The organism is Streptococcus sp. NSSLK0004, assembly GCF_059039125.1.
On sequence record NZ_CM180142.1, the window covers coordinates 1,825,866 to 1,850,213 of the forward strand.

Here is a 24,348-nt window from a genome sequence, read left to right on the forward strand (position 1 = left end):
AGGATAACCCCAAGTCAAAGTTGATGGCTTGGGGTTAATTTTAGGTATTGTCCCCAATCCGTACCACCCCATCATAACGGCTAAGGACATCATCGGACACACGGTGGGAAATATGAATGAGCGTCTTATCAGCTAGTGAGGTGAGGTAATCTTCAATCACTGCATAGGTTTCCTGATCCAAGGCAGACAAACTTTCATCCAGCAACAAGATGTCCTTATCTTGCAGCAAGGCACGAATCAAGAGCAGGCGTTGCTTTTGCCCGCCAGACAGTCCGCTATCATCACTAATTTCCTCGATCAAAGAAGCATAACTTGGAAAACGGTTGTCGAGGTTCATAGTTTTAATGAGGGACATGACCTTATCTTCTGAAACCTCCTGCCCCATGGCCAAGTTGTAAAGAACTGTATCGTGGAAAAGGGCTCCCTCTTGTGGCAAATAAGCAATCCTGTCTTGAATAGCTTGATAAGACAAATCTTGAATAGCAGTTTGGTCAAAGAGAACATTCCCTTTTTGCAGTTGGCTATTCTTGGTCAAAATAAGAGCCAAGGAAGATTTGCCAGAACCACTTTCCCCAAGAATTAAATACTTTTCGCCAGGCTCGAAAGTTATTGTCAGATTTTCAAAGACTTGTTTTTCACCGATGGCATAACTAGCGTCAACCAGTTGAATAGTCTGAAAAGCCGGTGCTTGTTTCAACGGCTTCACGACTTCCTGTGCAAGACCATCCACTTCAAACTCCTGTTTTAATTCCCCAATAGCATGTCTGTCCAAAAAGGCTGCCGCAATGCTGTTAATCGGATCCACCAACTGCTCTGAAATGGTCAGAATAGCAGTCAAACCACCGATGGTCAGAGCTCCTGAAAATACTTGAAAACCACCGATAAAAATAATTGACAGGGTTGTCAGATAAAAGACAAAACCAACTAATAGATGCATGGTTACGGTTGTGCGATTGGCCTGATTAACCTTGTCATTGACTTCTTGGTAGCGATCGTTCAGCCCATCCAGAACCTGCTGTTTCTGACGGCTATTTTTCACCTGCAAATAGCCCTGAAAGACATCTGAAACTCTCGTATTATAAACCTGCTGACTGTCTGAAATCGCCTCCTGATTTAGTCTTCTTCGCTTTTTAAAGAGATAGGGAATGACTACTGGTAAAAAGGAAATCAGAATCAAGAAAATGGCTGTCAGACCATCCAAACTCAGCAAGGCTAGACTGGCAATCGCAAAGGTACACACCCCTTGGAAAATCGTAAAGAAAGCATCGTAATAGTCTTCTTTTACTGTTTCCAAATCGTTGTTCAGTTGCGAAATATAGGCCCCAGCCCCACGCTCCACAAAGCGATCAAAAGGCAAATCAAAAACCTTGCCAATAAAGGTTGCTTGCAATTGAAAACCAACCTGATTGAGATAAGTGACATTGGCAATTTGGCGAATGTATTCAAAGACCAACATGACAAGAACTGTTATACCCATCATCACAAAATAAGAGATAAAAGCCTGTCTATCTCCATCTGCGATAGCATCGATAATGTAGCGATACTGATACAAAAAGCCAACATTTAATAAAGCGACTGCAAAAATACAAAATAAGGTTAGCCAAAAATTCCTAGTTTTCATTTCTTATCCTTTGTTTTATTATTTCTTGGAAAAAGCAATAAAAAATCTGCATTAAACAAAGTTATTATACCACAATTCCCCATGTTTGTGTCCTTTTTCACATAAAGAAAAACCAAGCCAGCATTCTGACTTGGTATCTACTTTATTGGCTTGTTTCTGTCGCTATCTTGAAAAAATCTTTGTATTTCAAGAGGTAGCCTTTTCCTGTGGATAGGTCATATTGGACTAACTTGAGTTCTTCTGCAACACTTGCGTCACGCTCTGCCTGTCCCACACGGTCCTTGTGCAACACTTCTGTCAAGAGGGCATAGTAAGGACTGACCTTGTTGTTAGTTGTTTCAAGCATGAGGGCATTCAAATCGCTAGAATTGATTAATTCATAATTGTATTTTTCCGTATCGAAATTACTCCAAACAAAATAGTCCGTCTTATACTGTAAACTTGGATCAGTCGCAAAAGCTGACTCCGGATACAAACCCGGCAGATGGTCGCCATAAAAGACCACCGTCACTTTTTTATCCAACTGTTTCAGTTGATTTAGAAAATCCCTTGTAGCCTGATCCGTAAAGGATAGGAGGCGGACATAGCTGGTCAAGTTTTCATTTTCTTCAGCCGTAAATCCTTCTCCTGTCGCCGTGATACCAGCCGGTTCAATGGAATTCCACTGAACGTGGTTTTGCATGGTAATAGCTGACACAAAGGTATTTGTGCCTGAACGGACTTGCTCCAAGATCAAATCATAGGTCTTTTTATCACTGACAAAATTCCCCTGATAATCCTCGTCTGTCACCATAAGAGGATAATTGGCACTATTAAGAGTATAGAATTGCTCAATTCCTAACTGCTTATAGATAGAATTACGATTGTAACTCGTATCAAAATAAGGGTGAATAGCTACTCGGTCATCTGCTGGATAGAGGTCGCTAATACTTGGTAGCTTCTTCATATTCGGTGCTACATCCAGATAAACAGAGGAAATGGATGAGCTGTAATTATAGAAAGGCAAGCCACTATAAACCTGAAACTCAATGTTGGCTGTACCACCACCATAGTGATCACTCTTCATCAAGCCACTAGTAGTCTGGCTCATGATGTACTCAATATTTGGCAGAACATTCTGGCTCAAGGTCACACCAGGGATCCGACGTGGGTCAGCCAAACTCTCACTGAGAATATAGATAACCGTTTGGTCTGTCAACTGGCCTGTCCGCTCCGCATTAATTTCCTCAGCCAAGGCTGTGTATTTTTTAACAATAGCTTTCATGGTCTTTTCAGAGTAATTCTCAGGCATTTCCATGCTGGTCTTGCTGAGTTGCTGCAACCAAAGGAAAGAAAGGGTACGATAGCGAGCTACAAAGGCATAGCCCTTCCAGTCTACGTTACGCCAATTATTGACCTGAGAAAGAATAGGGATCCAGCTAGGAATTTTATGGTCTTTTTCATTGCGAATAGCCCAGCCCATTCCTAAAATTAGGGATACGATGACTGAAACACCTGCTAGTCGTTTCCAGATAGACTTGACAATCTGTCCTTGGAAGTACTTCTTATTAATTTTCCTATAAACAAAGGCAAGAATGACCAAAAAGACCAGAGAAACAATTACGATACGCAGACTGATAAAACTGAGAATCATCCCCATATTCCCAATCCACTTAAAATCATTTGGCGTTATGGGTTCCGAACGATAGCGGAATTTTAGGAAATTAGCCGTTATCAAAATGACATTTAAACTGGCGATCACAGCAACAGATAGAATCTGACGGTTGATAACCAAGCTAATGATGACATTGAGGAAAAAGAGGCAGACAATTTGAAAAATAATAGCTCCAGGAAAGAGGTGGCGAGTGAAGTAAGAGCCTGTCCCACCTGCCATTGAAACCTGATAGCCAATATGGGACAATATCGCCAAGATGAGGCTGATAAAGAACATACTGTGGACATTGGTTCGATTGGCCTTAAACTCCACAAATGCCTTATGAAGATAGCGAAGAAAAATGTAGGTCCCTATAAAATGAATAGGAGCAAACAGCGGTGTCTGACTAAAAAACTCTACGTAAGAACCTTTCTCCACCAGAGTCTCAAAATGACTATCCTTCCAGTAGGATACTGCTAATGGGCTGAGGGAAAGCAAGCTGGTCAAAAGTAAATACACATCCGGCACAAGATGACCGGCTGACCATTTGCTTAGTTTTTCTCGAACCCTTGTATTCTTTCGCCATAAAAAAGCTACTAAAACAGGGAGAACCAACATCAAAAGAAGTTCAAACTGAAAGAGATTGTTCCTGAAAATATTCCAAGGTTGGTACTTCTTAGCGTTGATACGATAAACTAGGTTGACAATATAGAGAAAACCTAGAAAGTAGCCGATATACTTAGCGAAAGTTTTGGTCTTTACAAATTCCTCGTATTTCTCGAGCAGGACCAAAATATAAAACGTAAAAATGAGATAGGCAATTAGAAGCGGGGGAATAAACCAGTGCGGAAAAGATATCCCGCTAAGCAAAAGAGCTCGTCCCATCGCCAGCAAAACGGTCATCACCATGACCAGAATAAACTGCTTGGTTGCCTTAGGATTGATTTGTTTCATAACTTTTCTCTCTTAGGAAAGATTTGATTTTCGGTAGGCAAAGACATAGTACATCAACCAGAGTAGCCATCCAGTCAAACTGATAAGGATAACTGGACATAACCACCACTGTTGCTTGTAGGATAGGATAAGGGTATTCTGCCCTTTTTGGCTGGTAACCGTTGGAACACCGATAGTGGAAAGATAGTAATCCGACTTCCCTAACTGTTTTCCATTGAGTGTCAATTCACTATCCCGATAAACAACAATCGGTACACGGACCTCCTCAGATTGACTTGCTGACCAACTTATTTCTAGTTTATCTCCCAGAACTTTCTTAGCAAATTGCTGGTTGGGCAAAATAATCTGATCACGATAGCGATCATAACGAGATTTAGGCTCATTTACTGCTCGAACATTCCCTTCTTTATCCGACAACACTGGCACATAATCAGGAGTTGATTTCTGAGCTAGTTGGACAAATTCACCTACATTTTCTGAATGCAGAGATGCACGCAATTCTTCCGTTGTTCCATAAAGAGTCGTATGAAGCATGTCTTGTAAAAACGCTACATCATTGTACTGATTATTGACCGCCTGATTAAATTGATTCCAAGTAAAACCTACACCAATCACGGTAGATAATATCGTCATACCTAAAAACAACTTTTTGCGCATATTGAACTCTGTCAATTGGAGGCCAACAATCGTTAACAGCAAGGTCATAGCATACAAAAAGAATCTAAAAGGGAATTGGATCAAATCTACTAGCCCAATCCCTTTACCAGCAAATAATTGCCATGGAAAAAGATTTGTTGAAAAAATAAAAAATACCAGAAAAGTTAAAGTCAGACTTCTCAATACCTCCGATTGCTTCCTCCACTTCTTCAACATAAAATATAGAGAGGTTGCAAAAACGATAGGAAGAGAGTATGGAAAGTATAAGAAATAAGCCTTAGACCAGGTAACAGTTGACTGAATAAATTTTTTATTAACAAATGGTGCGGCTAATTCATTGGTTGCATTTACATATAGTAAGGGGAACCAGATATTTACCGTTAAAACCAGAAAAATTCCAACCGAAAATAGTACATCTTTCACTACATTCCATTTGTCTTGCGATTTTAACCACCCAATCAAGAAAAGAATTGCATAGGCTAAAATGAGAAATAGAGCCGACAGCATGTGTATCTGGAGCATTATTCCTACAGCACCCGCCATCAGAAAAATAGGGACTTTCCCAGTTTTTAGGAATCGAACAGCTGGGATCAAACAAAGAGGAAACAAAGCCGCTCCCCAGCTTGAAAATCCTTGTTCCACCCACCAATATTGAATGGAGTAAGTAGTCACGAAAAACATAGATAGAGCAACAGATAGAGAGTATCGGACTTTCACTTCTCGCATAAAAAAATAAAGCGAACTTGCACTCAACACTCCTAGAAGAAGATTAGACAGTAATTGATATCGGTACCAAGTTCCAGCTATCAAGAGCAAGCCCCCCTGTAGATAGGCAAAATAAGGCCCATAAAGAGCATTAACAATCCTTCCAGACTGCTGGTAGCCATGCAAGCTCATCATATAGGAAAAATCTCCTGTTTTAATTTGCATAGCAGTATCATAAAAACGGTTATAATGGAAAACAATATCATCTCCTGTCACCACTGATTTTGTCCAAATCTGTGGCAATAAAAGGATAATCGAAAAAAGAAAAAATGCGGTTACTGCAACAATATTGGGATATTTTTTGCTTAAATTTTTCAACATGATTCTACCTTCATAAAAAAAGAGGGGAACCCTCTCTTGTTTTTGTAAATACTCTGCCAATTTGCAGACAATATTTTTCAAAAGTTAGTCACATTTCAGTATAGCAAGCTTTCCACCCACTGTCAACGAACAAGGCAAATAGAAAAACGATTTTAGGTAAAATAAGTGAGAGTGGGAAAGGAACCAATAATGGTTTTCCCACTCTCACTTGCTTATAAACCAACTTCCTGAAGGCTGTCAGACAGACGCGCGAAGTCAGCCATAGAAAGCGCTTCTCCACGGACACTGGCTTCCAGCTCTGCCATGCCAAGTGCCCGCGTCAGCTTATCCTTGACCTCTTCGGACTTGCCAAAATGGTTGGTCAGGTTGTTCCACAGGGTCTTGCGGCGGTGAACAAAGCTGGCCTTGGACACCCGGAAGAAGAAATCTTCGTCTTTGACACTAACCAAGGGTTGGTCACGACGGACCATTTTGAGAATGGCGGAATCCACGTTTGGAGCGGGCACAAAGACAGTGCGAGGCACGATGAAGGCCACCTTGGCAGTCATGTAGTACTGGACCGCAATGGACAGGCTACCATAGGCCTTGGTGTTTGGCTCGGCAGAGATGCGGTCGGCCACCTCCCGCTGCATCATAACCACGAACTCGCTGAAGGGGATCTTGCTCTCAATCAGGTGCATGAGGATGGGGGTGGTGATGTAGTAAGGCAGATTGGCCACGACCTTGATGGGCAGGTCAGGATTTTTGAAATTCTGAATCTGGGTCTGCAGGTCGGTCTTCAGGATGTCTTGGTTGACCACGGTCACATTGTCAAAGCGGCCCAAGGTGTCCGCCAAAATCGGAATCAGGCGGTCATCAATCTCAAAAGCCATGACTTCAGCGGCATTTTCCGCCAAAAACTCGGTCAATGCCCCGATTCCAGGACCAATCTCGATGACATTGACATTCTGGTCAATCTCTGCCGTGTCCACAATCTTCTGCAAAATATTGGTATCAGTCAAAAAGTTCTGACCGAAAGATTTCTTAAAGGTAAACCCGTGGCGTTCAAGGACGGCACGAGTAACGTTTTTGTCTGCGATTCTCATGTGTGTTCTTTCTAAATAATTTGATAGGTAGCCAGCAATTCTCTAACTTCTTCTGCTCCAATAGCATCACCCGCTTTTTCAAAAGCAGAAATGGATTGTTTAAAAGCTGGTTCAGCTAAATCGGCCGCTCCATTTGTCGCATAAATTTCGCCCAAACCTCTATAGGCACAAGCTTGTGCAATGAGGTCATCTGTCATTAAAGCATTCTCTAAACTTCGTTTCATAAAATGCAGAGCAGATTCTAACTCTCCTAGTTGCAATCGCAAATAGCCTTGCTCGTACTCATTCACCGACCATTTTAATTTGTCTTCTGCAAAATCAGTTGCTAGCAACGTAGCCTCTTCCTCGATTAACTCCAAAGCCTTGGTAAAATCACCGCGACTACGATAGACCATGGCCAGTTGGTGCAAACCGATATGTTCTTGTTCAGCGTTCTGCTCCTCTCGAGCTAATTGAATATAGCGTTGGCAGGCTAGTAAGGCTTTATCAAAGTTTTCTTCCTCAAGATAAAGGTAAGCAAATAGATTGAGACCAGCATAATCCAAACAAGTTTCAACTCGGTACTCTTTCTCAAGTAACTGCTTAGATTCTGCCACCTTCCCTTCAAAAAAGAATTCCCATGCCTTGTCTATAGTATTACTCATATATCTTTCCTCACTTATTCTCCACCTTCCACTGACCGTCTTCAAACCAGTAAAAATTCTCCGTCAGCTGTGGCTGTTCAAAGATTTCCAGCATGGATTCAAAACCGTCTGACGGCTGAACATTCCTCAGCTCCGCACGGTCAATCCAGAAGACCTCCCCCTCATCTGAAGATTGGAGAGAGCCTGAAAACTGGTTTGTTTTGTAGCAAAAGACCAGATAACGATAGTTTTCATTCGGATCTGTCCAGTTTTGGATGCCACATAGTTCTAAATTAGAAACCGTCAAACCCGTTTCCTCTTTGACTTCACGAATGACGGAGTCAACAATTGATTCATTAGGCTCGACATGGCCCCCAGGGAAAGTCACACCAGGCCACTTTTCAGATTTTCTATCCTGGACCAATACCTGCTGACCGTCGGTAATCATACACATATTGGTCAGGATGACGTGTTCTGTTCTACTCATAATCTCTCACTTCAACAACTTGATATAATCACTCTTAGTCGCAAAGAGATGGCCAACTCGAACTTCGTTTTCCACCACACGATAGAGGGCAATGTAATCTTTTCCAATGACATAGCCTCGGGTTATATGAGGCGGATCTATCTGCTTGCCAAAACGATTATCAGCATGAAAGCCACGTTCGGGGAAAATTTGCAGGCTCTCCAAAACTTCCACAATCATCCCAATTCTTTTTTTGGCAGTTTCTTCTGAGAAGTGTTCCGAGAAGTAGGCATAAATCTCTGCCAATTCCTTCTCGACTGCTGGAGCAAGTATCACTGAATAAGACTCAAATGCCATACTTCTCTTTGACACTTTCTAGGCTGATCCCTTGACCCGCCTCAATAGCTTTTTGGTTTTCTTGAATCTCTTTTTGAAGTTGCAAAAACAACTCTTCTCTTTCCAACTCTTCTTCTGTCAGAATGGGCAACTCATTTTTAACCGCAATATTTTGCAAAAACAAATTGAAACCAGAGGTCAAATCCAACTGATTCATAGCAAATACTTCCTTGGCTATTTCCAACAATCTGGAATCGGTTTTGAAATTTACTTGAGCATCTTTGTTTATAGTTATCAATCTAGTTTACCTCCTAGTTTTCTATATTGTAACACAAATAGACATTGCTAACAATCTAAAAAAGCAGAAACCAACTGACTGTTTCCGCCTCATTCATACTCCCCCATGGCCTCCTCAACCTCGTCCAAACTTATCCCAAACAGTTCTAGACGTTTAAGTAGTTGCTTGCCGTTGCAGTAGCCGATGCGGAGCTTTTCTCCCAGATGCTCCCTCCGCTTGCGACTGTCACCGCCCATTAGTAGCCCAAGGCGAATCAGGTCCTTCTGGCTAATATCAAAGTTGTTTTCATCATCGTAATGACCACGCACGCCTGCTAGGGCCTTTTCCAAGTCTTCAAAGCTGGCGTGCTCAATGCCCAAGGACCGCCCTTTTGTCTTGGACTTTGGCCGAGCCTCGTCCCGCTGTAAAAAGGCATGTTTGACCGTGGGAATGGCCTGCATAATCATCTTCCGAATCCGCTCCCCATTGTAGTCTGGGTCGGTAAAGACAATGACGCCCCGCAGGTCATGGAGTTTCTCGATGCGTTCTAAGTCATCGTCTGATATGGCAGAGCCCCTGGTTTCGTAGGTATCTACCTCGTAAAATCGCTTCAAGTTTGCTGTGTCGTCTTTTCCCTCGACAACGAGGACTTCTTGTATCTTGATTTTCTTAGTCAATTCTGAACAAGCTCCTTGCATTCTCGTAGGTCGCTTTCGCTACTTCCTCGACCGACTGATTGCGAAGCGCAGCAAGCTGATCGACCACATATCGAGTATAGCCCGTCCGATTTTCTCGACCTCGCTTGGGTACCGGCGCTAGATATGGCGCATCTGTTTCGACCAAGATTTTTTCTAGGGGCAATGCTTGCGCCGCTTCTTGCAGTTCGACAGCTTTTTTGAAGGTCACAACTCCCGAGAAAGAGATGTGCATGCCCAAGTCCATAAAGGCTTGTGCCTCTTCCAGCGTACCAGAAAAGGAGTGCATAATGCCACCGCGAGGACCAACACCGACTTCCTTGATAATCTGATAGGTATCTTCTAGGGCATCACGGGTATGGACCACAAAGGGCAGGTCTAGTTGCTTAGCCAATTCCATCTGTCGTTTGAAGACACGGGCCTGGGTTTCCTTATCCGCGGTCATCCAGTAATAATCCAAACCGATTTCCCCTAGGGCAATGACCTTGGGATGTTTGAGCGCATCAAGCAGGTAGGCCTCAACCTCTTCGTCATAGGTCCCTGCTTCCGTCGGATGCCAGCCCAGCGTCAGATAGATTTCAGGATGCTGATTAGCTAGTTCAATCGCCTTGTCAATGGTTGCTCTGTCAAAACCAACCACATTATGGAGGGTGACCCCCATTTCCTTGGCAAAGTCTAATTCTTCTTGGACCCGACCATCAAACTGCTCTACGTTGAGGTGGGTATGGGTGTCAAAAATTTCTATCATCGTTTCTTCACTTTCTTTCCTACTTATTGTACCATACTTTCGAATCCACCGAGGCAACAAAAAAACCAATAGACTCGAGTTTCTACTGGTTATCTTGTTATTCTTACGCTACCGCAAGCACTTTGCGTCCTTTACGACGACGAGCTGCTAAGACACGACGGCCGTTTTTAGTTGACATACGGTTACGGAATCCGTGTTTACGAGCACGACGGATTTTACTTGGTTGAAAAGTACGTTTCACGATGAATACCTCCTCTTAGATTCTTGTATTCGTTTAGCCGGCTAGTTTTGATCAGTTACTAAACATACCAAACTATTTTATCTGAATTTGACGGCTTTGTCAAGTTCAGCTCTGCTATTTTTCTAAAGAAAACTCTTTCATTCGAAGAAAAAGAGGCTGAAGCCCCTTTTGTTAATCATGGAGACTATCGATATCAACCACAACATAGCGGTTCGGTTCACTACCTTCTGAGTAGCTTGTTAAACCATCCATTTTGGAAATAATGCGGTGGATAATCTTGCGTTCACTACTAGACATTGGGTCTGTGTGGTAGGCTTCTTGTTCTGCCAATACGCGCTCTGCCAATTTCTGTGCATAACCTTGAAGAACCTCTGCTCGGTGCTCTACATAATCATTCACATTGATTGTGATATAGAAATTACGCTCGTAACGGTTATATAGGAAGTTCTGTGCCAAAAGTTGCAACGACTTCAATACTTTTCCATGATAGCCAATGACACGTCCCGGCTCATTGGTATCTACTTGAATGTTGATTGTTCGGCGGTTATGACTGCTTTCGATACTAGCTTCCACATCCATGTCATCCAAGATTGTTTGGATGTAGCCAGAAACTTCTTGAACCACTTGCTCAATCTCATAGGTTGGTTCAATCTTGATATTCAAGCTCGAAAACTCATCTGGATTTTCAACAGCTGTAGAAACCGAATCTTGCACCAAATCATCTTTAAGAATCTCAATACGGCCTGTTTCTTCTAGAATCGTCTTAGCTTCTTTATCATTTTTCAGAATCTGAGCCTTGATTCGCTCATCCAAGACTTCTCCTGATTTTTCATATTCTTTTACTGCAGCAACAACCTTCCCTAAATCTATAGTTGCTTCAGATACTGACTTAACCGGCTCATTCAGTTCGTTAATTTCAGTTGGGACGCCACGAACCGCTTTCTGGTTTGCTTTTACGACCGTCGCTTCATTGATTACATCAATATCCACTTTAGCCAATTTTTTCCCAAAGCCTAGAAATCCTTTTTTCTCCCGTGCCAAAACAGTAATATGAGCCTTCTTGCGTGGAATATTTAATTCTGCCAAACCATTCTGAATGGCTTCTTCAACAGTTGCTCCTGTAAATTTCATTTTTTCTCTCCTACATTCCTATTTCTTTTTACGTGCTTTCTTCTGCGCTTTTCTAATCTTAGTCCGGCGTTCCTTTTCAGCATCGAGCTTCGCTTGGCGCTCTGCTATGATTTTAAAAGGATTATTCAGAAGCAAGGTCTGTGCAACCTGATAGGCATTTGATACTGTCCAATACAGTGCCACACCACTTGCAGCTGTAACTGCAAAACTAAAAATTAACAAAGGTATAGCATACGTCATGATTGTCATAGCAATATTCCGCTCTGGGGCAGCCTTATTGGCCAACCAGCTACTCAAGAATGTGAATATGGCTGCTAAAACCGGTAAAACAAAATAAGGATCTGCTTCTCCAAGATTCAGCCAAAGGAAGTGACCGACCTTAAGAGCTTCCACTCTGGTTAAAGCTTGAAATAACGCCAATAAGATAGGCATCTGAATGAAAATTGGCCACATAGAAGATGTCATGCTGACACCATTTTCTTTATACAGTTTTTGTGTTGCCTCATAGAGACTTTGGCGACTTTCCATGTCCTTTCCAGCATATTGCTCCTGTAATTGCTTGAGTTGAGGTTGTAACTCTTGCATCTTACGACTGGACTTCATCTGGATTTGATACAAAGGTAAAAGAATGGTCCGTATCAAAAGGGTAAAGAGAATAATTCCGATTCCTATCTGACCATTGATGGACAAGAACTGAATGATACTGGCAAACCAGTAAATTAGCTGATCCCAGGCTCCTGTTGATTGACTCGTCACCTCTCCTGTCCCACAAGCAGTGAGAATAAGTAGGCTCATTAACAGCAGACCAGTCCACTTAATTTTCTTTTTCAAGAGAAATACCTTCCTGAAATATTTTTGCTAACTTCAAAACATGGAGGAGATTTTGTTTTAACTCTTGATAGGTTAACTCTTCCACTCCCTTACGGGCAATTACAACAAAATCATCAGTTACAAGTTGAGGCTTCAAATCGAGCAAGACATGACGAATTCTTCGTTTAATTCGATTTCGTGTCACTGCATTTCCTAGTTTCTTACTGACAGACAAACCTACTCGGAAGTGACGCTGCTCTCTATGCAAATGATAAATGACAAATCGACGATTAGCCACGTTCTCTCCCTGAGTAAAAATTGCATTGAAATCCTGCTCACGTTTGACACGATAACTTTTCTTCAAAATGCCTCTCCATCTTCCAAAATTACTTCTATTATACCATAAAATTCAAAAAAGCCAATAAACATACCGTTTAGAGGCCTTTTGAAGCTATTATTTGTGCTTTTGCTTGCTGAATTTGCCAACGAACCGATTCAAAACCAGTTCCTCCTAACGAATTCCTGCGTGAAACTGCCGTTTCAGACTCTAAAGCTGTATAAATATCCGGTCCAATGACGGGCGACAACTCTTGATAACCTTCCAAAGGAATATCTTGCAAATAATATCCTGCCTTACTACATTCTAAGACCAATTTCCCAACAATCTCATGCGCTTGGCGGAAAGGTACACCTTTACTAGCCAAATAATCAGCCAACTCAGTAGCGTTTGAAAAGTCCTTCTCAGTCGATTGGGCCATCATCTCTTTATGAACTGTCATCGTTTTTAACATCCCAGCCAGAATATCAATTGACACCAAAATCGTTTCTGCTGTGTCAAACATGCCTTCCTTATCTTCCTGCAAATCTTTGTTATAAGTTAAGGGCAGGGATTTCATAACTGTCAATAACCCAACTAAGTTCCCATAAACTCTACCTGTTTTCCCTCGAATCAGCTCAGCCATATCTGGATTTTTCTTCTGAGGCATGATGGAGGAACCTGTTGAAAAGGTATCGGATAGGGTGACAAATTGGTATTCTTGCGAACACCAGTTGATGATTTCCTCACAGAGACGGGACATGTGCATCATGAGAATACTGGCGTTTGAGAGAAATTCCAAGATAAAATCACGGTCAGACACAGCATCAAGGGAATTACTGTAGGGCTTGGAAAATCCCATCAAATCCGACGTCATCTGGCGATTAATCGGAAAGGTAGTTCCTGCCAATGCCGCTGCACCAAGTGGTGACACATCTGTGTGCTTAATATTAAACACAAATCGCTCGCTATCACGGCTGAACATGTTGTAATAAGCCAACAAGTGCTGAGCAAAACTAATAGGCTGGGCATGCTGCAAATGTGTATAGCCCGGCATAATCGTCTCCACATGCTCTTGTGCAAGGTCAACCAAGGTCTGACGTAGGTTGGTCAATTTGTCTACAACTTGAATCAGGGTATCCTTCAAATAGAGGTGCATATCGGTCGCAACTTGGTCATTACGAGAACGTGCCGTATGCAATTTCCCCGCTACTGGACCAATCTTATCCGTCAAGAGACTTTCGATATTCATGTGAATGTCTTCGTTACGAATATCAAATACTAGCTTCCCAGCCTCATATTCTGCTAACAATTCTTCCAGACCAGTTTGAATAGCCTGGGCTTCTTCTGGAGCGATAATCCCTGTGGCTCCAAGCATCTGTACATGCGCCAGTGAACCTTGAATATCATACTTGGCCAATTTTTGGTCAAAGCGAATGGAGGCTCCGAATTCTTCAACCCATTCTTCTAGACTGGCTTCAAAGCGACCACCCCATAATTTCTTTGCTTCCATAAGCTCCTACTTTCTAGCAATTTTTATGAATTTCCGCATTAACCTTGGTTGGTAATCCCCAAAGCTTGATGAAACCAACTGCTGCATCTTGGTCAAAAGTATCTGCACTGGTATAGGTTGCCAAATCTTCGTCATAAAGGGAATTTGGAGATTTCCGAGCAACCACTTTGGCTGACCCCTTATACAACTTCACTTTTGCGGTGCCATTAACAACTGCCTGGGTCTGAGCAAGATAGGCCTTCAGGGCAGCTGTTGCAGGATTGAACCACAAACCATTGTAAATGTGATTAGACAGCTCATTAGAGACAATTGGTTTGAAATGCGATACTTCCCGCACAAGGGTCAAATCTTCGATTTCCTTGTGGGCTGTCAGAAGGGTAATAGCACCTGGACACTCATAAATTTCCCGTGACTTGATTCCGACCAAACGATTTTCCACATGGTCAATCCGACCCACACCATGTTTACCGGCAATGACATTGAGTTTTTGAATGAGATCAGCAAGACTTAGTTCTTCACCGTTGACCGCAACAGGAACACCTGCCTTAAATTCAATATCAACGTACTCAGGAGTATCTGGTGCATCTTCTGGGGCAGTTGTAATGCCATAAGCATCTTCTGGTGCTTCATTCCATGGATTTTCTAAGACACCACACTCATTGGCACGACCCCAGAGATTCTGATCGACTGAGTAAGGGCTGTCCAAGTCAGCCGGGACTGGAACACCGTTTTCTTTGGCAAATATGATTTCTTCCTCACGCGCCCACTTCCATTCACGGACAGGAGCTACGACTTTCAAGGTTGGGTCCAGGGCTGCAATAGCTACCTCAAACCGCACCTGGTCATTTCCCTTACCAGTACAGCCGTGGGCGATAGTGGTTGCTCCTGTCTTATGAGCCATTTCCACCAACTTTTTAGAAATCAAAGGCCGGCTGAGAGCCGATACCAGCGGATATTTTTGCTCGTAATAAGCATGGGCTTGTAGAGCAGGGAGAACATACTCTTGCGCAAATTCCTCTTTTACATCCAGTACATAAGACTCGATAGCACCAATTGATAGGGCCTTATCATGAATAAAGTCGAGGTCCTTGCCCTCTCCTACATCCATACAGACCGCAATGATGTCATAGTCTTTTTTCAACCAAGCAATTGCAACAGAAGTGTCGAGACCACCCGAATAGGCTAGGATTAATTTTTCTTTTGTCATAAGCTTTCTCATTTCTTATTTTGATGAGTTTTTATAAAACTTAGTGACTATTATAGTGTATATTTATACTTTTTGCAACATATTTATACAAATTTATTCGATTTTTTGTATAATTTTGCATATGCATGAAATTTTTTCATTCAATCATTCTTGATCAATTCCAATACACACTATCTCCAGAATACTTGTCTAGCAATTCCTTATATGCTATACTGAATAGCCAAGATATGAAAAAGGAGAATAACATGGAAATTTGGAACGCCTACACAGCCGACGGTCACCTGACCGACCACATCCTCACACGCGGAGAAGCCATTCCCGACGGCCTTTACCACCTGGTCGTCGAGTGCATCATCCGCCACCGCGACGACAGCACCCTCTTCATGAAACGCGACAGCACCAAGCCCTCCTACCCCGACTATTATGAAGCGACAGCAGGAGGTTCGGCTTTATTTGGGGAAATAGCAGAGCAGGCTATTTTGCGTGAAATCCGCGAGGAAACAGGGATTGAACTGACTGCCGACCAACTCCGCCACCATACACACTTTGTCGCCCATGACGACCAATGTATCTTCCACTGCTACTGGGCAGAAACTGACTGGGACAAATCTGCTGTCCAACTCCAAGCCAACGAAACCAGCAACTACATCTGGGTCCCACAAGAAAAACTGAAAGATTTCCTGGAAAATGAACAGGTTATCCCAAGGCAGAAAGGCTATGTGGAAAGGCTGTTTTTAGAAAACTAAGTCCGTATAAGAACAATAATCCCCGCCGTCACGCGACAGCGGGGATTATTGTTCTTACAAACTCTTCAACATATTATCAATATGCTGGATTGATTTTTCACGACCGAGGAGGTAAATGGTGTTTGGTAGCTCTGGTCCGTGCATTTCACCTGAGACGGCGATACGGATTGGCATGAAGAGGTTTTTGCCCTTGATACCTGTTTCTTTTTGAACAGCCTTGATTTGTGGGAAGATATTGTCCGGTTGGAAGTCTTCGTCTGTCATGGCTTCTAACTTTTCCTTGAGGGCATTCAAGACAGTCGGAACTGTTTCACCTGCCATGACTTCTTTTTCTTCGTCTGTCAACTCTGGGAAGTCAGAGAAGAAAAGATCCGTCAGGGGAACAATCTCATCTGCAGAAGATAATTGTGGTTTGTAAAGTTCCACCAATTTTTCTGCCTTATCTGTCAAGCGACCCGCTTCTTCCAAGAATGGCTTAGCAAGGTTGAAAATAGTTTCCAAATCAGCATTTTTGATGTACTCATTGCTCATCCAGTCCATTTTCTTCTGGTCAAAAGCTGCTGGTGACTTGCTGAGACGATTTTCATCGAAGAGTTGGATAAATTGCTCACGGGAGAAGATTTCCTCTTCACCACCAGGGTTCCAACCCAAGAGACCGATAAAGTTGAAAACAGCTTCAGGCATGTAACCTTTACGACGGTAATCTTCGATGAACTGAAGGGTGTTGGTATCACGTTTGGACAGCTTTTTCCCAGTCTCAGAGTTGATAATCAAAGTCATGTGACCAAATTCTGGCGCTTCCCAACCCAGTGCTTCATAGACCATGAGTTGCTTCGGTGTATTGGCAATGTGATCGTCCCCACGGATAACGTGCGAGATTTCCATCAGATGATCGTCAATAACCACGGCAAAGTTGTAGGTTGGATAGCCGTCACGTTTCTGGATAACCCAGTCGCCACCGATGTTGCCACCTTCAAACTCGATGTCGCCCTTAACCATGTCATTCCACTTGTAGATGCCCGTTTCATTGACAGCCAAGCGAACCGTTGGGACAATGCCAGCCGCCTCACGCTCTGCCATGTAGGCTGCTTTTTCATCTTCAGACATACCCAGGTATTCGTTGATGTAGCGAGGTGTTTCGCCCGCAGCTTCCTGACGCTCACGCTCCGCCGCCAATTCCTCTTCTGTCACGTAAGATTTGTAGGCCTTACCTTCTGCCAAAAGTTGATCAACATACTTTTGGTAAATATCCAAACGCTCTGATTGACGGTATTGCTCATGAGTTTCTGGACTCTCATCCCAGTCAATACCCAACCAACGCAGGTTTTCAAGCTGAGAACGCTCGCCATCTTCCACATGGCGTTTGCGGTCTGTGTCTTCGATACGAATAAGGAAAGTACCGCCGTGATGACGGGCAAAAAGATAGTTGAACAATGCTGTACGGGCATTTCCGATATGCAAAAGTCCCGTTGGACTTGGTGCGTAACGCACACGAATTGGTTTAGTCATGTTTCTCTCCTGTAAAATTTTCATACTCAATGAAAATCGAATTCAGACTAGGCGACGTAGAAGCAGATAGAACTGAAGTTCATCAAGTCAAGTCAACGACGCCTGAATTTGATTTTCGAAGAGTAGCAATCAAGAACATTATAGCATAGATAGGCCTAAGAAAACAGAAAAATCAGCCTAGTTGGGCTGATTTTGAGGTGTTTTTTGGTTGCGTACTAGCCAGTAGAGGACATAAAGGACCAAGAAGCTAGTTGCCGTTAGGAAAAGACCGCTAATCTGATCTACTGTTAGCACCAAGACCAGACCTGATACCAGTAGTCGAGTAAAGGCTTGACCTAGCATAAAATAGGTTGATACCGCTCCGCCAATGGTCGCCAACTGCTCCTCTGGCATAGAATTGACAAACTTAGCATTAAACTTAGGTCCACTAGCTCCAGAACTAATTCCCATTGTAGTAAGGAAGAAGAAAATAATTGGCAGTTGATGTAGCAACATTCCGACAAAAACACCAAGAAGAGAGAAAGTGGCAGCCACTTCAAGCGTCACCATGCTGGTCTTTTTGAAAAGGGTAAAGACCAAGGTCGAGCCTAAGATGTTTCCGACAAAGAAAATCAGAATAGTCAGGGCAAGGGTGGTTTCAACATTGAGGAAGACAAGGCCTGGGTCTTCGCTAATCAAGAGGACCAGAATAGGATAGAGAATCGCTCCACAGGCGTTGATTATAGGGCTGGTAATCAGGACCAGGCGGAACTCGGGAATCTTGCGCAGCTCCACGATGGCTTGCTTGAAAGAAGCTAGAATGCCCGGACCCTTGGTTGCTTGCTCAGGCTGGCTCGGCTGCTCTGCTATTTTCAAAGGCTGCTCCGTCAGGAGTTTGCGAAAGGCTGGCGTCAGCAGCTGCATGATAAGGAGGGCGGCTAAAAAGGTGCCGGCGTTGAGAAAGGCTAGGTTTTGGTAGGAGAGGAGGCCGACCAAGAGGGCAGAGAGGGCCTGAGAGGCGATATTGAGGAGGCTGGTCACGGTCTGGCGAAAGGCCGAGTACTGCTCCCGTTCTTCCTTTGGCGCTACGCGTAATCCCAGAGGTGCATAGAGGCCGTTTTCATAGAAGCCAGCGAAGTCTGCAAAGACATTGAAGCTTGCAGCCACCACGACAATCCAGAGGGCTGGCTCAAAGCCCATGCAGAAACCGAGGATGAGGTAGAGTATAACGCGAAAGAGAAGAGTCAGCTTGATAGTGCCGATTTTGTTGACCGTCTTATCTGCCAGATAGCCTGTAAAGAGGCCCATAAAACTAGGGAAAATTTCCGAGAAGGTCACGATTGCCAGAGCCAGACGACTGTTGGGAACCAGCAAGACATAGTTCATTAAGGCCAGATAATAGACCACATCGCCAAAATTGGACAGCATATCCGCAGTCAGTACCCATAGGTAGGTAGCATTTTTCAAAATCTTTTTCATGATAATCCCTTTCTTTCGAATAATTTCCAGAATATTCCGACTTTTTATCTTACAGAGGAGCCTGGATAGACTGCTCTCTGTTCACTCTAGGTGTAATAGATATTCAGAGTAGAGAAGGCCATATCTCCTGTGATACACAGTATCTTTTCCCCCATACCAGTTGCGTAGTTATTGACAGCAGACATAGAACTATCCAGTTCCACGACCGCCAGCCAATTTGACGGCAGATAAAGATCAACTGACGCGAAGGCCGCATCGATATGAAATTCAGCCTTATCTCCCAGAATAATCGCCTGATCAAAGTAAACCGTACTAGAGCCGAAGGCCACTTCCACACTATCATGGAGAAAATTATCGTCGTGAATATAGCGAGTTGAAGAGCCAAAAGCCGTTTCCCTCCCCTTGTCGCCAATCACGCCTGTTCCAAAACTTTTTGTATCAATCATATCCCTGTTCCTCCTAGGTTTTATCAGTAACTTCAATCCTGCACAAGCTAGTATCGATCCTAGAATTACTGTCCAGGTATCAATGTCCACCCAGTCAAAGTGATTGTTCAAAATAATAAAGACCAAAGTTCCCCACACAAAGCTTGTAACTAACTGTCTTCTAATTATTGCTTTTAGAAGAAGATAACTCCAACCAACTACCAATACTAATTTCCAAAGAGGAAGCTCAACAGCCGGCAAGTAGTCTTGAAACAAGACCAAGCCTGCCAAGACCAGCAGAGCAATTCCTAAACCATATTTTTTCATCTTCTTACCTCATTTCCTGTAACTTTTCTTTGAGCAAGTGGTAATAATGCCGCGACACATGAACTTCCTTGTGGGTTTTGTAAAAGGAAATCCGACTGGTGCCTGAGAAGGACTTATCCAGCGAATAGATCGCCTTGCTATTGGCAATCGTTGACTTGGAAACCCGACAAAAATAAAACGGCAAGTACTCTTCTAGCTCATAAAGTTTCATCTTCACTTCGTAAGCATCGTCGCCTGTATGGGCGAAAATCTTGGTTCCATCCGTCTCGAAGAAGAGCACCTGACTCAAGGATAGGAAATACTCACTCGTTCCTTTGTAAAAGACAAGTGAGGGGCGACTTATCTGTTGCAAGGCCTGTTGAATCTGTTCAATTTCCGGTCCCAACTGACTGGTTCGAATAAGAACTTCAACCTGATCCAAGCTATCATCTAATTCAATCCGAACTTTCATAGCTCCCTCCTTTTTGATAGCTCTATTATACCAGTTCAGCTCCCAATTACAAGGGCATTTCAGTAAGTGGTAAAAATGGGTGGGTAAGTGGTGAATTTCCATCATTAAAACCGTTAGAACTCTCTAACGGCTTTATGATTATTTCCGAGGAGTTCGCTTGTCCTCTTCTTTTTTACGACGTTTGTAAAATGCACCCAGAAGGAGACCTGCTCCAAGAATACCTGCCCAAGCTGATGATTCTTCACCGGTATTTGGTAATGCACCTTGTTTACGAGGTGTTTGAGAATGACGTGGAACTACTGATTCTGATACGGATTCTGAGATGGACTCGGACACAGACTCGGAAATTGACTCAGACACAGATTCCGAAATGGATTCTGAAACTGATTCTGAAATTGACTCTGAAACTGATTCTGAAATGGACTCGGAGATTGACTCTGAAACTGATTCTGAAATGGACTCAGAAACTGACTCGGAAATAGATTCTGAGACTGACTCTGAAATGGATTCTGAAACTGATTCTGAAACTGACTCGGAAATGGACTCTGATACAGATTCTGAGATGGACTCTGATACGGATTCTGAAATAGATTCAGAGACTGACTCGGAAATGGACTCGGATACAGATTCTGAGATGGACTCTGATACGGATTCTGAAATAGATTCAGAGACTGACTCGGAAATGGACTCGGATACAGATTCTGAGATGGACTCTGATACGGATTCTGAAATAGATTCAGAGACGGACTCGGAAACTGATTCTGAAATGGACTCGGAAATTGATTCTGAAACGGATTCTGATACTGATTCTGAAATCGATTCTGAGACGGACTCAGAGATAGACTCAGACACAGATTCTGAGACTGACTCTGATACTGATTCTGAAATGGACTCGGATACTGACTCTGAGATAGATTCTGAGACGGACTCAGAGATGGACTCGGATACTGACTCGGAAAGGGATTCTGAAAGTGACTCGGAAAGGGATTCTGAAACTGATTCAGAGATTGATTCTGAGACTGACTCAGATATAGATTCTGAGACGGATTCTGAAAGGGATTCTGAGACGGACTCGGAGACGGATTCTGAGATAGACTCAGAAATTGATTCTGAAACTGATTCTGAAACTGATTCTGAGATAGACTCTGATACGGATTCAGAAATTGACTCAGATACTGACTCTGATACTGATTCTGACACTGACTCTGATACGGATTCAGATACTGACTCTGAAATGGACTCTGATACTGACTCAGAAATTGACTCAGATACTGACTCGGAGACGGATTCTGATACTGATTCAGAAATTGATTCTGAAACTGATTCTGAGATTGATTCTGAGATTGATTCTGAGACTGACTCAGATATAGATTCTGAGACGGATTCTGAAAGGGATTCTGAGACGGACTCGGAGACGGATTCTGAGATTGACTCAGAAACTGACTCAGAAATTGATTCTGAAACTGATTCTGAAACTGATTCTGAGATGGACTCGGAAACTGACTCGGATACCGATTCTGAGATGGACTCGGAAACTGATTCTGAGACTGACTCAGAGATGGACTCGGAAACTGACTCGGAGATCGATTCTGAGATGGATTCTGAAATCGACTCTGATACTGACTCACTTACTGATTCGGAAATTGACTCTGACACAGATTCCGAAATGGATTCTGATACAGATTCTGAAATGGATTCTGAGACTGATTCAGAGATGGACTCAGAAACTGATTCTGAAATGGACTCAGACACAGATTCAGAAATTGATTCTGAGACTGACTCAGAGATGGACTCTGAAACTGATTCTGAAATGGATTCTGAGACTGACTCTGAAATGGATTCTGAAATGGACTCAGAGATGGACTCGGAAACTGATTCTGAAACTGATTCGGAGATGGATTCTGAAATGGACTCTGAGACTGATTCTGAGATGGACTCTGAAACTGATTCGGAGACAGACTCGGAAATTGACTCAGACACTGATTCGCTGACTGACTCGGAAACTGATTCTGAAATGGACTCGGATACTGACTCAGAAAGGGATTCTGAAACTGACTCGGAAATTGATTCTGAAACTGATTCAGAGATTGATTCTGAGACTGACTCAGAGATAGATTCTGAGACGGATTCGGAAAGGGATTCTGATACGGATTCAGAGATGGACTCTGAAACTGATTCTGAAATAGATTCTGAGACTGACTCAGAGATGGACTCTGAAACTGATTCTGAAATCGACTCAGAGACTGATTCTGAAATGGACTCTGAAACTGATTCTGAAATGGACTCGGAGATTGACTCTGAAACTGATTCTGAAATGGACTCGGAAACTGACTCGGATACCGATTCTGAGATGGACTCTGAAACTGATTCTGAGACTGACTCAGAGATGGACTCTGAAACTGACTCGGAGATCGATTCTGAGATGGATTCTGAGATGGATTCTGAAATCGACTCTGATACTGACTCACTTACTGATTCGGAAATTGACTCTGACACAGATTCCGAAATGGATTCTGATACAGATTCTGAAATGGATTCTGAGACTGATTCAGAGATGGACTCAGAAACTGATTCTGAAATGGACTCAGACACAGATTCAGAAATTGATTCTGAGACTGACTCAGAGATGGACTCAGAAACTGATTCTGATACAGATTCCGAGATTGATTCACTTACTGACTCGCTTACTGACTCTGAAATTGACTCAGATACAGACTCTGAAACTGATTCTGAGACTGACTCTGAAATGGACTCTGAAACTGATTCTGAAATGGATTCTGAGATGGACTCTGATACTGATTCTGAAATGGACTCTGATACTGACTCAGAAATTGATTCTGAAATGGATTCTGAAACTGACTCGGAAATTGACTCAGAGATAGATTCTGATACAGATTCTGAAATGGATTCTGAAACTGATTCAGAAATGGATTCTGAAATTGACTCTGAAAGGGATTCGAAAGCAGACTCGCTGACCGACTCTGAAAGAGATTCAGAAACGGATTCGCTGACTGATTCCGAGAGAGAGCCAGAAATGGATTCGCTTACTGATTCCGAGAGAGAGCCAGAAACGGATTCGCTTACTGACTCTGAGAGAGATTCTGATACGGATTCGCTCACTGAATCTGAAAGGGATTCAGAGACAGAGGTGGAAATGGACGTGCTCACTGACTCCGAAAGCGACGACGATACAGAGATCGACGACGATACTGATTGAGATTCTGAGTAAGATACCAGTAAGGATTCAGATGATGATAAAGATTGGCTATTGGACACTGACAGGGATTGGGAGGTGGACTGACTTAACGACAATCGATTATCCAATGAGTTTTGAATAGACTCAGACGTAGATTGTAAAAAACTATCCATCTCATCTGCAACAAAAGATGTCCGATAACCAATTAACATTCCACTCAAATTTTGGCGACTTCTCGGTTCATTTACAGTAGCATGGACCACATTAGAAGTTGGGTGAATAGCAGCCTGAACATACATAGCTATATTAGCTAAGCTAGAGCCTACACTAGTTGTAAATGTATAAGTCACCGGTCCAGAGGTTGATACCTGACTGGCTGCCAAACTGTAATTTTTTCCATAGTACCTTCCGGAGTAGTCAACTGTCCGAAGGGTTACTCCCAAGGTTTCACGACTATTGAAACTATTATCCAACTGCAGCGGGATACCGTTTACCAAAATATTTTGAGGTTCTCCCATCTCAGTTACTGCTGCAATGTAGAGTCCGGCAAAAGCCTGAGATAATGAAGTAGTCGGCTGATAGACCACTTTCCAATCAATCAAATTCGTCGCTGTATTTAATCGACCTTCAATAAGAGAAATTTGGGTCCCATTCAATTTAGCACTAGCATCAGACTCTGAAAAAACAAGAATAGAAGATGACTGAGTGTCTGACTCAGAATACTGAGTAGCCACACTATCACTTCCACTTAGTTGAACCGTATCAGCAGTAACTAATAATTCTTGATTAGTTTCTTGAGTCTGAACCAGAGTATCATCTGCTGAAATAATATCCGTT

General features: G+C 42.9%; 22 protein-coding genes and 1 pseudogene. 1 reads left to right on the plus strand and 22 read right to left on the minus strand.

All coding sequences use genetic code 11. The features are described from left to right. Window positions 1-40: 40 nt before the first annotated feature. The 16 genes from AC4CS8_RS09370 to AC4CS8_RS09445 all read right to left on the minus strand — a co-directional run bounded on the left by AC4CS8_RS09370 (window position 41) and on the right by AC4CS8_RS09445 (window position 15,399). Window positions 41-1,621: an ATP-binding cassette domain-containing protein gene (locus AC4CS8_RS09370; protein ID WP_493892923.1), complete on the minus strand. Its 1,581-nt coding sequence runs from the start codon at window positions 1,619-1,621 to the stop codon at window positions 41-43. Window positions 1,622-1,763: 142 nt separating this feature from the next. Continuing rightward, complete coding sequence (locus tag AC4CS8_RS09375; protein ID WP_493892924.1) at window positions 1,764-4,208, minus strand: LTA synthase family protein; 2,445 nt, start codon at window positions 4,206-4,208, stop codon at window positions 1,764-1,766. Window positions 4,209-4,220: 12 nt separating this feature from the next. Next, window positions 4,221-5,951 carry a putative glycosyltransferase family protein gene (locus tag AC4CS8_RS09380; protein ID WP_493892925.1) on the minus strand — a complete coding sequence of 577 codons (1,731 nt, stop codon included), beginning with the start codon at window positions 5,949-5,951 and terminating at the stop codon, window positions 4,221-4,223. A 212-nt stretch (window positions 5,952-6,163) separates the two neighbouring features. Continuing rightward, a complete protein-coding gene (gene rsmA, locus AC4CS8_RS09385) occupies window positions 6,164-7,036 on the minus strand; it encodes a 16S rRNA (adenine(1518)-N(6)/adenine(1519)-N(6))-dimethyltransferase RsmA (protein WP_493892926.1) in 873 nt (290 codons plus the stop codon). 11 nt (window positions 7,037-7,047) lie between these two features. After that, a complete protein-coding gene (locus tag AC4CS8_RS09390; protein WP_493892927.1) occupies window positions 7,048-7,680 on the minus strand; it encodes a tetratricopeptide repeat protein in 633 nt (210 codons plus the stop codon). 10 nt (window positions 7,681-7,690) lie between these two features. Further along, window positions 7,691-8,146 carry an 8-oxo-dGTP diphosphatase gene (locus tag AC4CS8_RS09395; RefSeq protein WP_493892928.1) on the minus strand — a complete coding sequence of 152 codons (456 nt, stop codon included), beginning with the start codon at window positions 8,144-8,146 and terminating at the stop codon, window positions 7,691-7,693. A 6-nt stretch (window positions 8,147-8,152) separates the two neighbouring features. Beyond that, complete coding sequence (locus AC4CS8_RS09400; RefSeq protein WP_493892929.1) at window positions 8,153-8,482, minus strand: type II toxin-antitoxin system RelE/ParE family toxin; 330 nt, start codon at window positions 8,480-8,482, stop codon at window positions 8,153-8,155. Next, window positions 8,472-8,759: a type II toxin-antitoxin system RelB/ParD family antitoxin gene (gene relB / locus AC4CS8_RS09405; protein WP_493892930.1), complete on the minus strand. Its 288-nt coding sequence runs from the start codon at window positions 8,757-8,759 to the stop codon at window positions 8,472-8,474. The genes AC4CS8_RS09400 and relB overlap by 11 nt, the downstream gene beginning before the upstream one ends. Window positions 8,760-8,848: 89 nt before the next feature. Continuing rightward, window positions 8,849-9,415, minus strand: coding sequence for a ribonuclease M5 (rnmV, locus tag AC4CS8_RS09410; RefSeq protein WP_493892931.1), 567 nt, complete (start codon window positions 9,413-9,415; stop codon window positions 8,849-8,851). After that, window positions 9,408-10,181, minus strand: coding sequence for a TatD family hydrolase (locus AC4CS8_RS09415; protein WP_493892932.1), 774 nt, complete (start codon window positions 10,179-10,181; stop codon window positions 9,408-9,410). Before AC4CS8_RS09415 ends, rnmV begins: the two co-directional genes overlap by 8 nt. A 103-nt stretch (window positions 10,182-10,284) precedes the next feature. Beyond that, a complete protein-coding gene (rpmH, locus tag AC4CS8_RS09420; protein WP_018368178.1) occupies window positions 10,285-10,422 on the minus strand; it encodes a 50S ribosomal protein L34 in 138 nt (45 codons plus the stop codon). Between the two features lie 171 nt (window positions 10,423-10,593). After that, complete coding sequence (gene jag, locus AC4CS8_RS09425; protein ID WP_493892933.1) at window positions 10,594-11,553, minus strand: RNA-binding cell elongation regulator Jag/EloR; 960 nt, start codon at window positions 11,551-11,553, stop codon at window positions 10,594-10,596. An 18-nt stretch (window positions 11,554-11,571) separates the two neighbouring features. Further along, window positions 11,572-12,384 (minus strand): membrane protein insertase YidC, encoded by an 813-nt coding sequence (locus tag AC4CS8_RS09430; RefSeq protein ID WP_493892934.1) that lies wholly within the window; start codon window positions 12,382-12,384, stop codon window positions 11,572-11,574. Next, on the minus strand, window positions 12,368-12,727 hold the full coding sequence (gene rnpA / locus AC4CS8_RS09435; protein WP_493892935.1) for a ribonuclease P protein component: 360 nt from the start codon (window positions 12,725-12,727) through the stop codon (window positions 12,368-12,370). Before rnpA ends, AC4CS8_RS09430 begins: the two co-directional genes overlap by 17 nt. 70 nt (window positions 12,728-12,797) lie before the next feature. Continuing rightward, a complete protein-coding gene (gene argH, locus AC4CS8_RS09440) occupies window positions 12,798-14,192 on the minus strand; it encodes an argininosuccinate lyase (protein ID WP_493892936.1) in 1,395 nt (464 codons plus the stop codon). 13 nt (window positions 14,193-14,205) lie between these two features. Further along, on the minus strand, window positions 14,206-15,399 hold the full coding sequence (locus tag AC4CS8_RS09445; protein WP_493892937.1) for an argininosuccinate synthase: 1,194 nt from the start codon (window positions 15,397-15,399) through the stop codon (window positions 14,206-14,208). Window positions 15,400-15,644: 245 nt separating this feature from the next. Between AC4CS8_RS09445 and AC4CS8_RS09450 the strand changes: the two genes are divergently transcribed. Then, entirely contained in the window at window positions 15,645-16,145 is a 501-nt protein-coding gene (locus AC4CS8_RS09450; RefSeq protein ID WP_493893885.1) for an NUDIX hydrolase, read from the plus strand. A 54-nt stretch (window positions 16,146-16,199) separates the two neighbouring features. Here the strand turns inward: AC4CS8_RS09450 and gltX are convergent, their stop codons facing one another. From gltX to AC4CS8_RS09480, 6 genes and pseudogenes are all read right to left on the minus strand, one after another. Then, window positions 16,200-17,654 carry a glutamate--tRNA ligase gene (gene gltX, locus AC4CS8_RS09455; RefSeq protein ID WP_493892938.1) on the minus strand — a complete coding sequence of 485 codons (1,455 nt, stop codon included), beginning with the start codon at window positions 17,652-17,654 and terminating at the stop codon, window positions 16,200-16,202. Window positions 17,655-17,831: 177 nt separating this feature from the next. Beyond that, complete coding sequence (locus AC4CS8_RS09460; protein ID WP_493892939.1) at window positions 17,832-19,112, minus strand: MFS transporter; 1,281 nt, start codon at window positions 19,110-19,112, stop codon at window positions 17,832-17,834. A gap of 86 nt (window positions 19,113-19,198) precedes the next feature. After that, on the minus strand, window positions 19,199-19,864 hold the full coding sequence (locus AC4CS8_RS09465) for a LiaF transmembrane domain-containing protein (RefSeq protein WP_493892940.1): 666 nt from the start codon (window positions 19,862-19,864) through the stop codon (window positions 19,199-19,201). A 4-nt stretch (window positions 19,865-19,868) separates the two neighbouring features. Further along, window positions 19,869-20,315 carry a LytTR family DNA-binding domain-containing protein gene (locus tag AC4CS8_RS09470; RefSeq protein WP_493892941.1) on the minus strand — a complete coding sequence of 149 codons (447 nt, stop codon included), beginning with the start codon at window positions 20,313-20,315 and terminating at the stop codon, window positions 19,869-19,871. Between the two features lie 138 nt (window positions 20,316-20,453). Then, entirely contained in the window at window positions 20,454-20,651 is a 198-nt protein-coding gene (locus tag AC4CS8_RS09475) for an LPXTG cell wall anchor domain-containing protein (protein WP_493893886.1), read from the minus strand. Window positions 20,652-20,708: 57 nt separating this feature from the next. Next, window positions 20,709-23,591, minus strand: a pseudogene (locus AC4CS8_RS09480) (DUF445 family protein); the annotation flags it as partial. Window positions 23,592-24,348 lie beyond the last annotated feature (757 nt).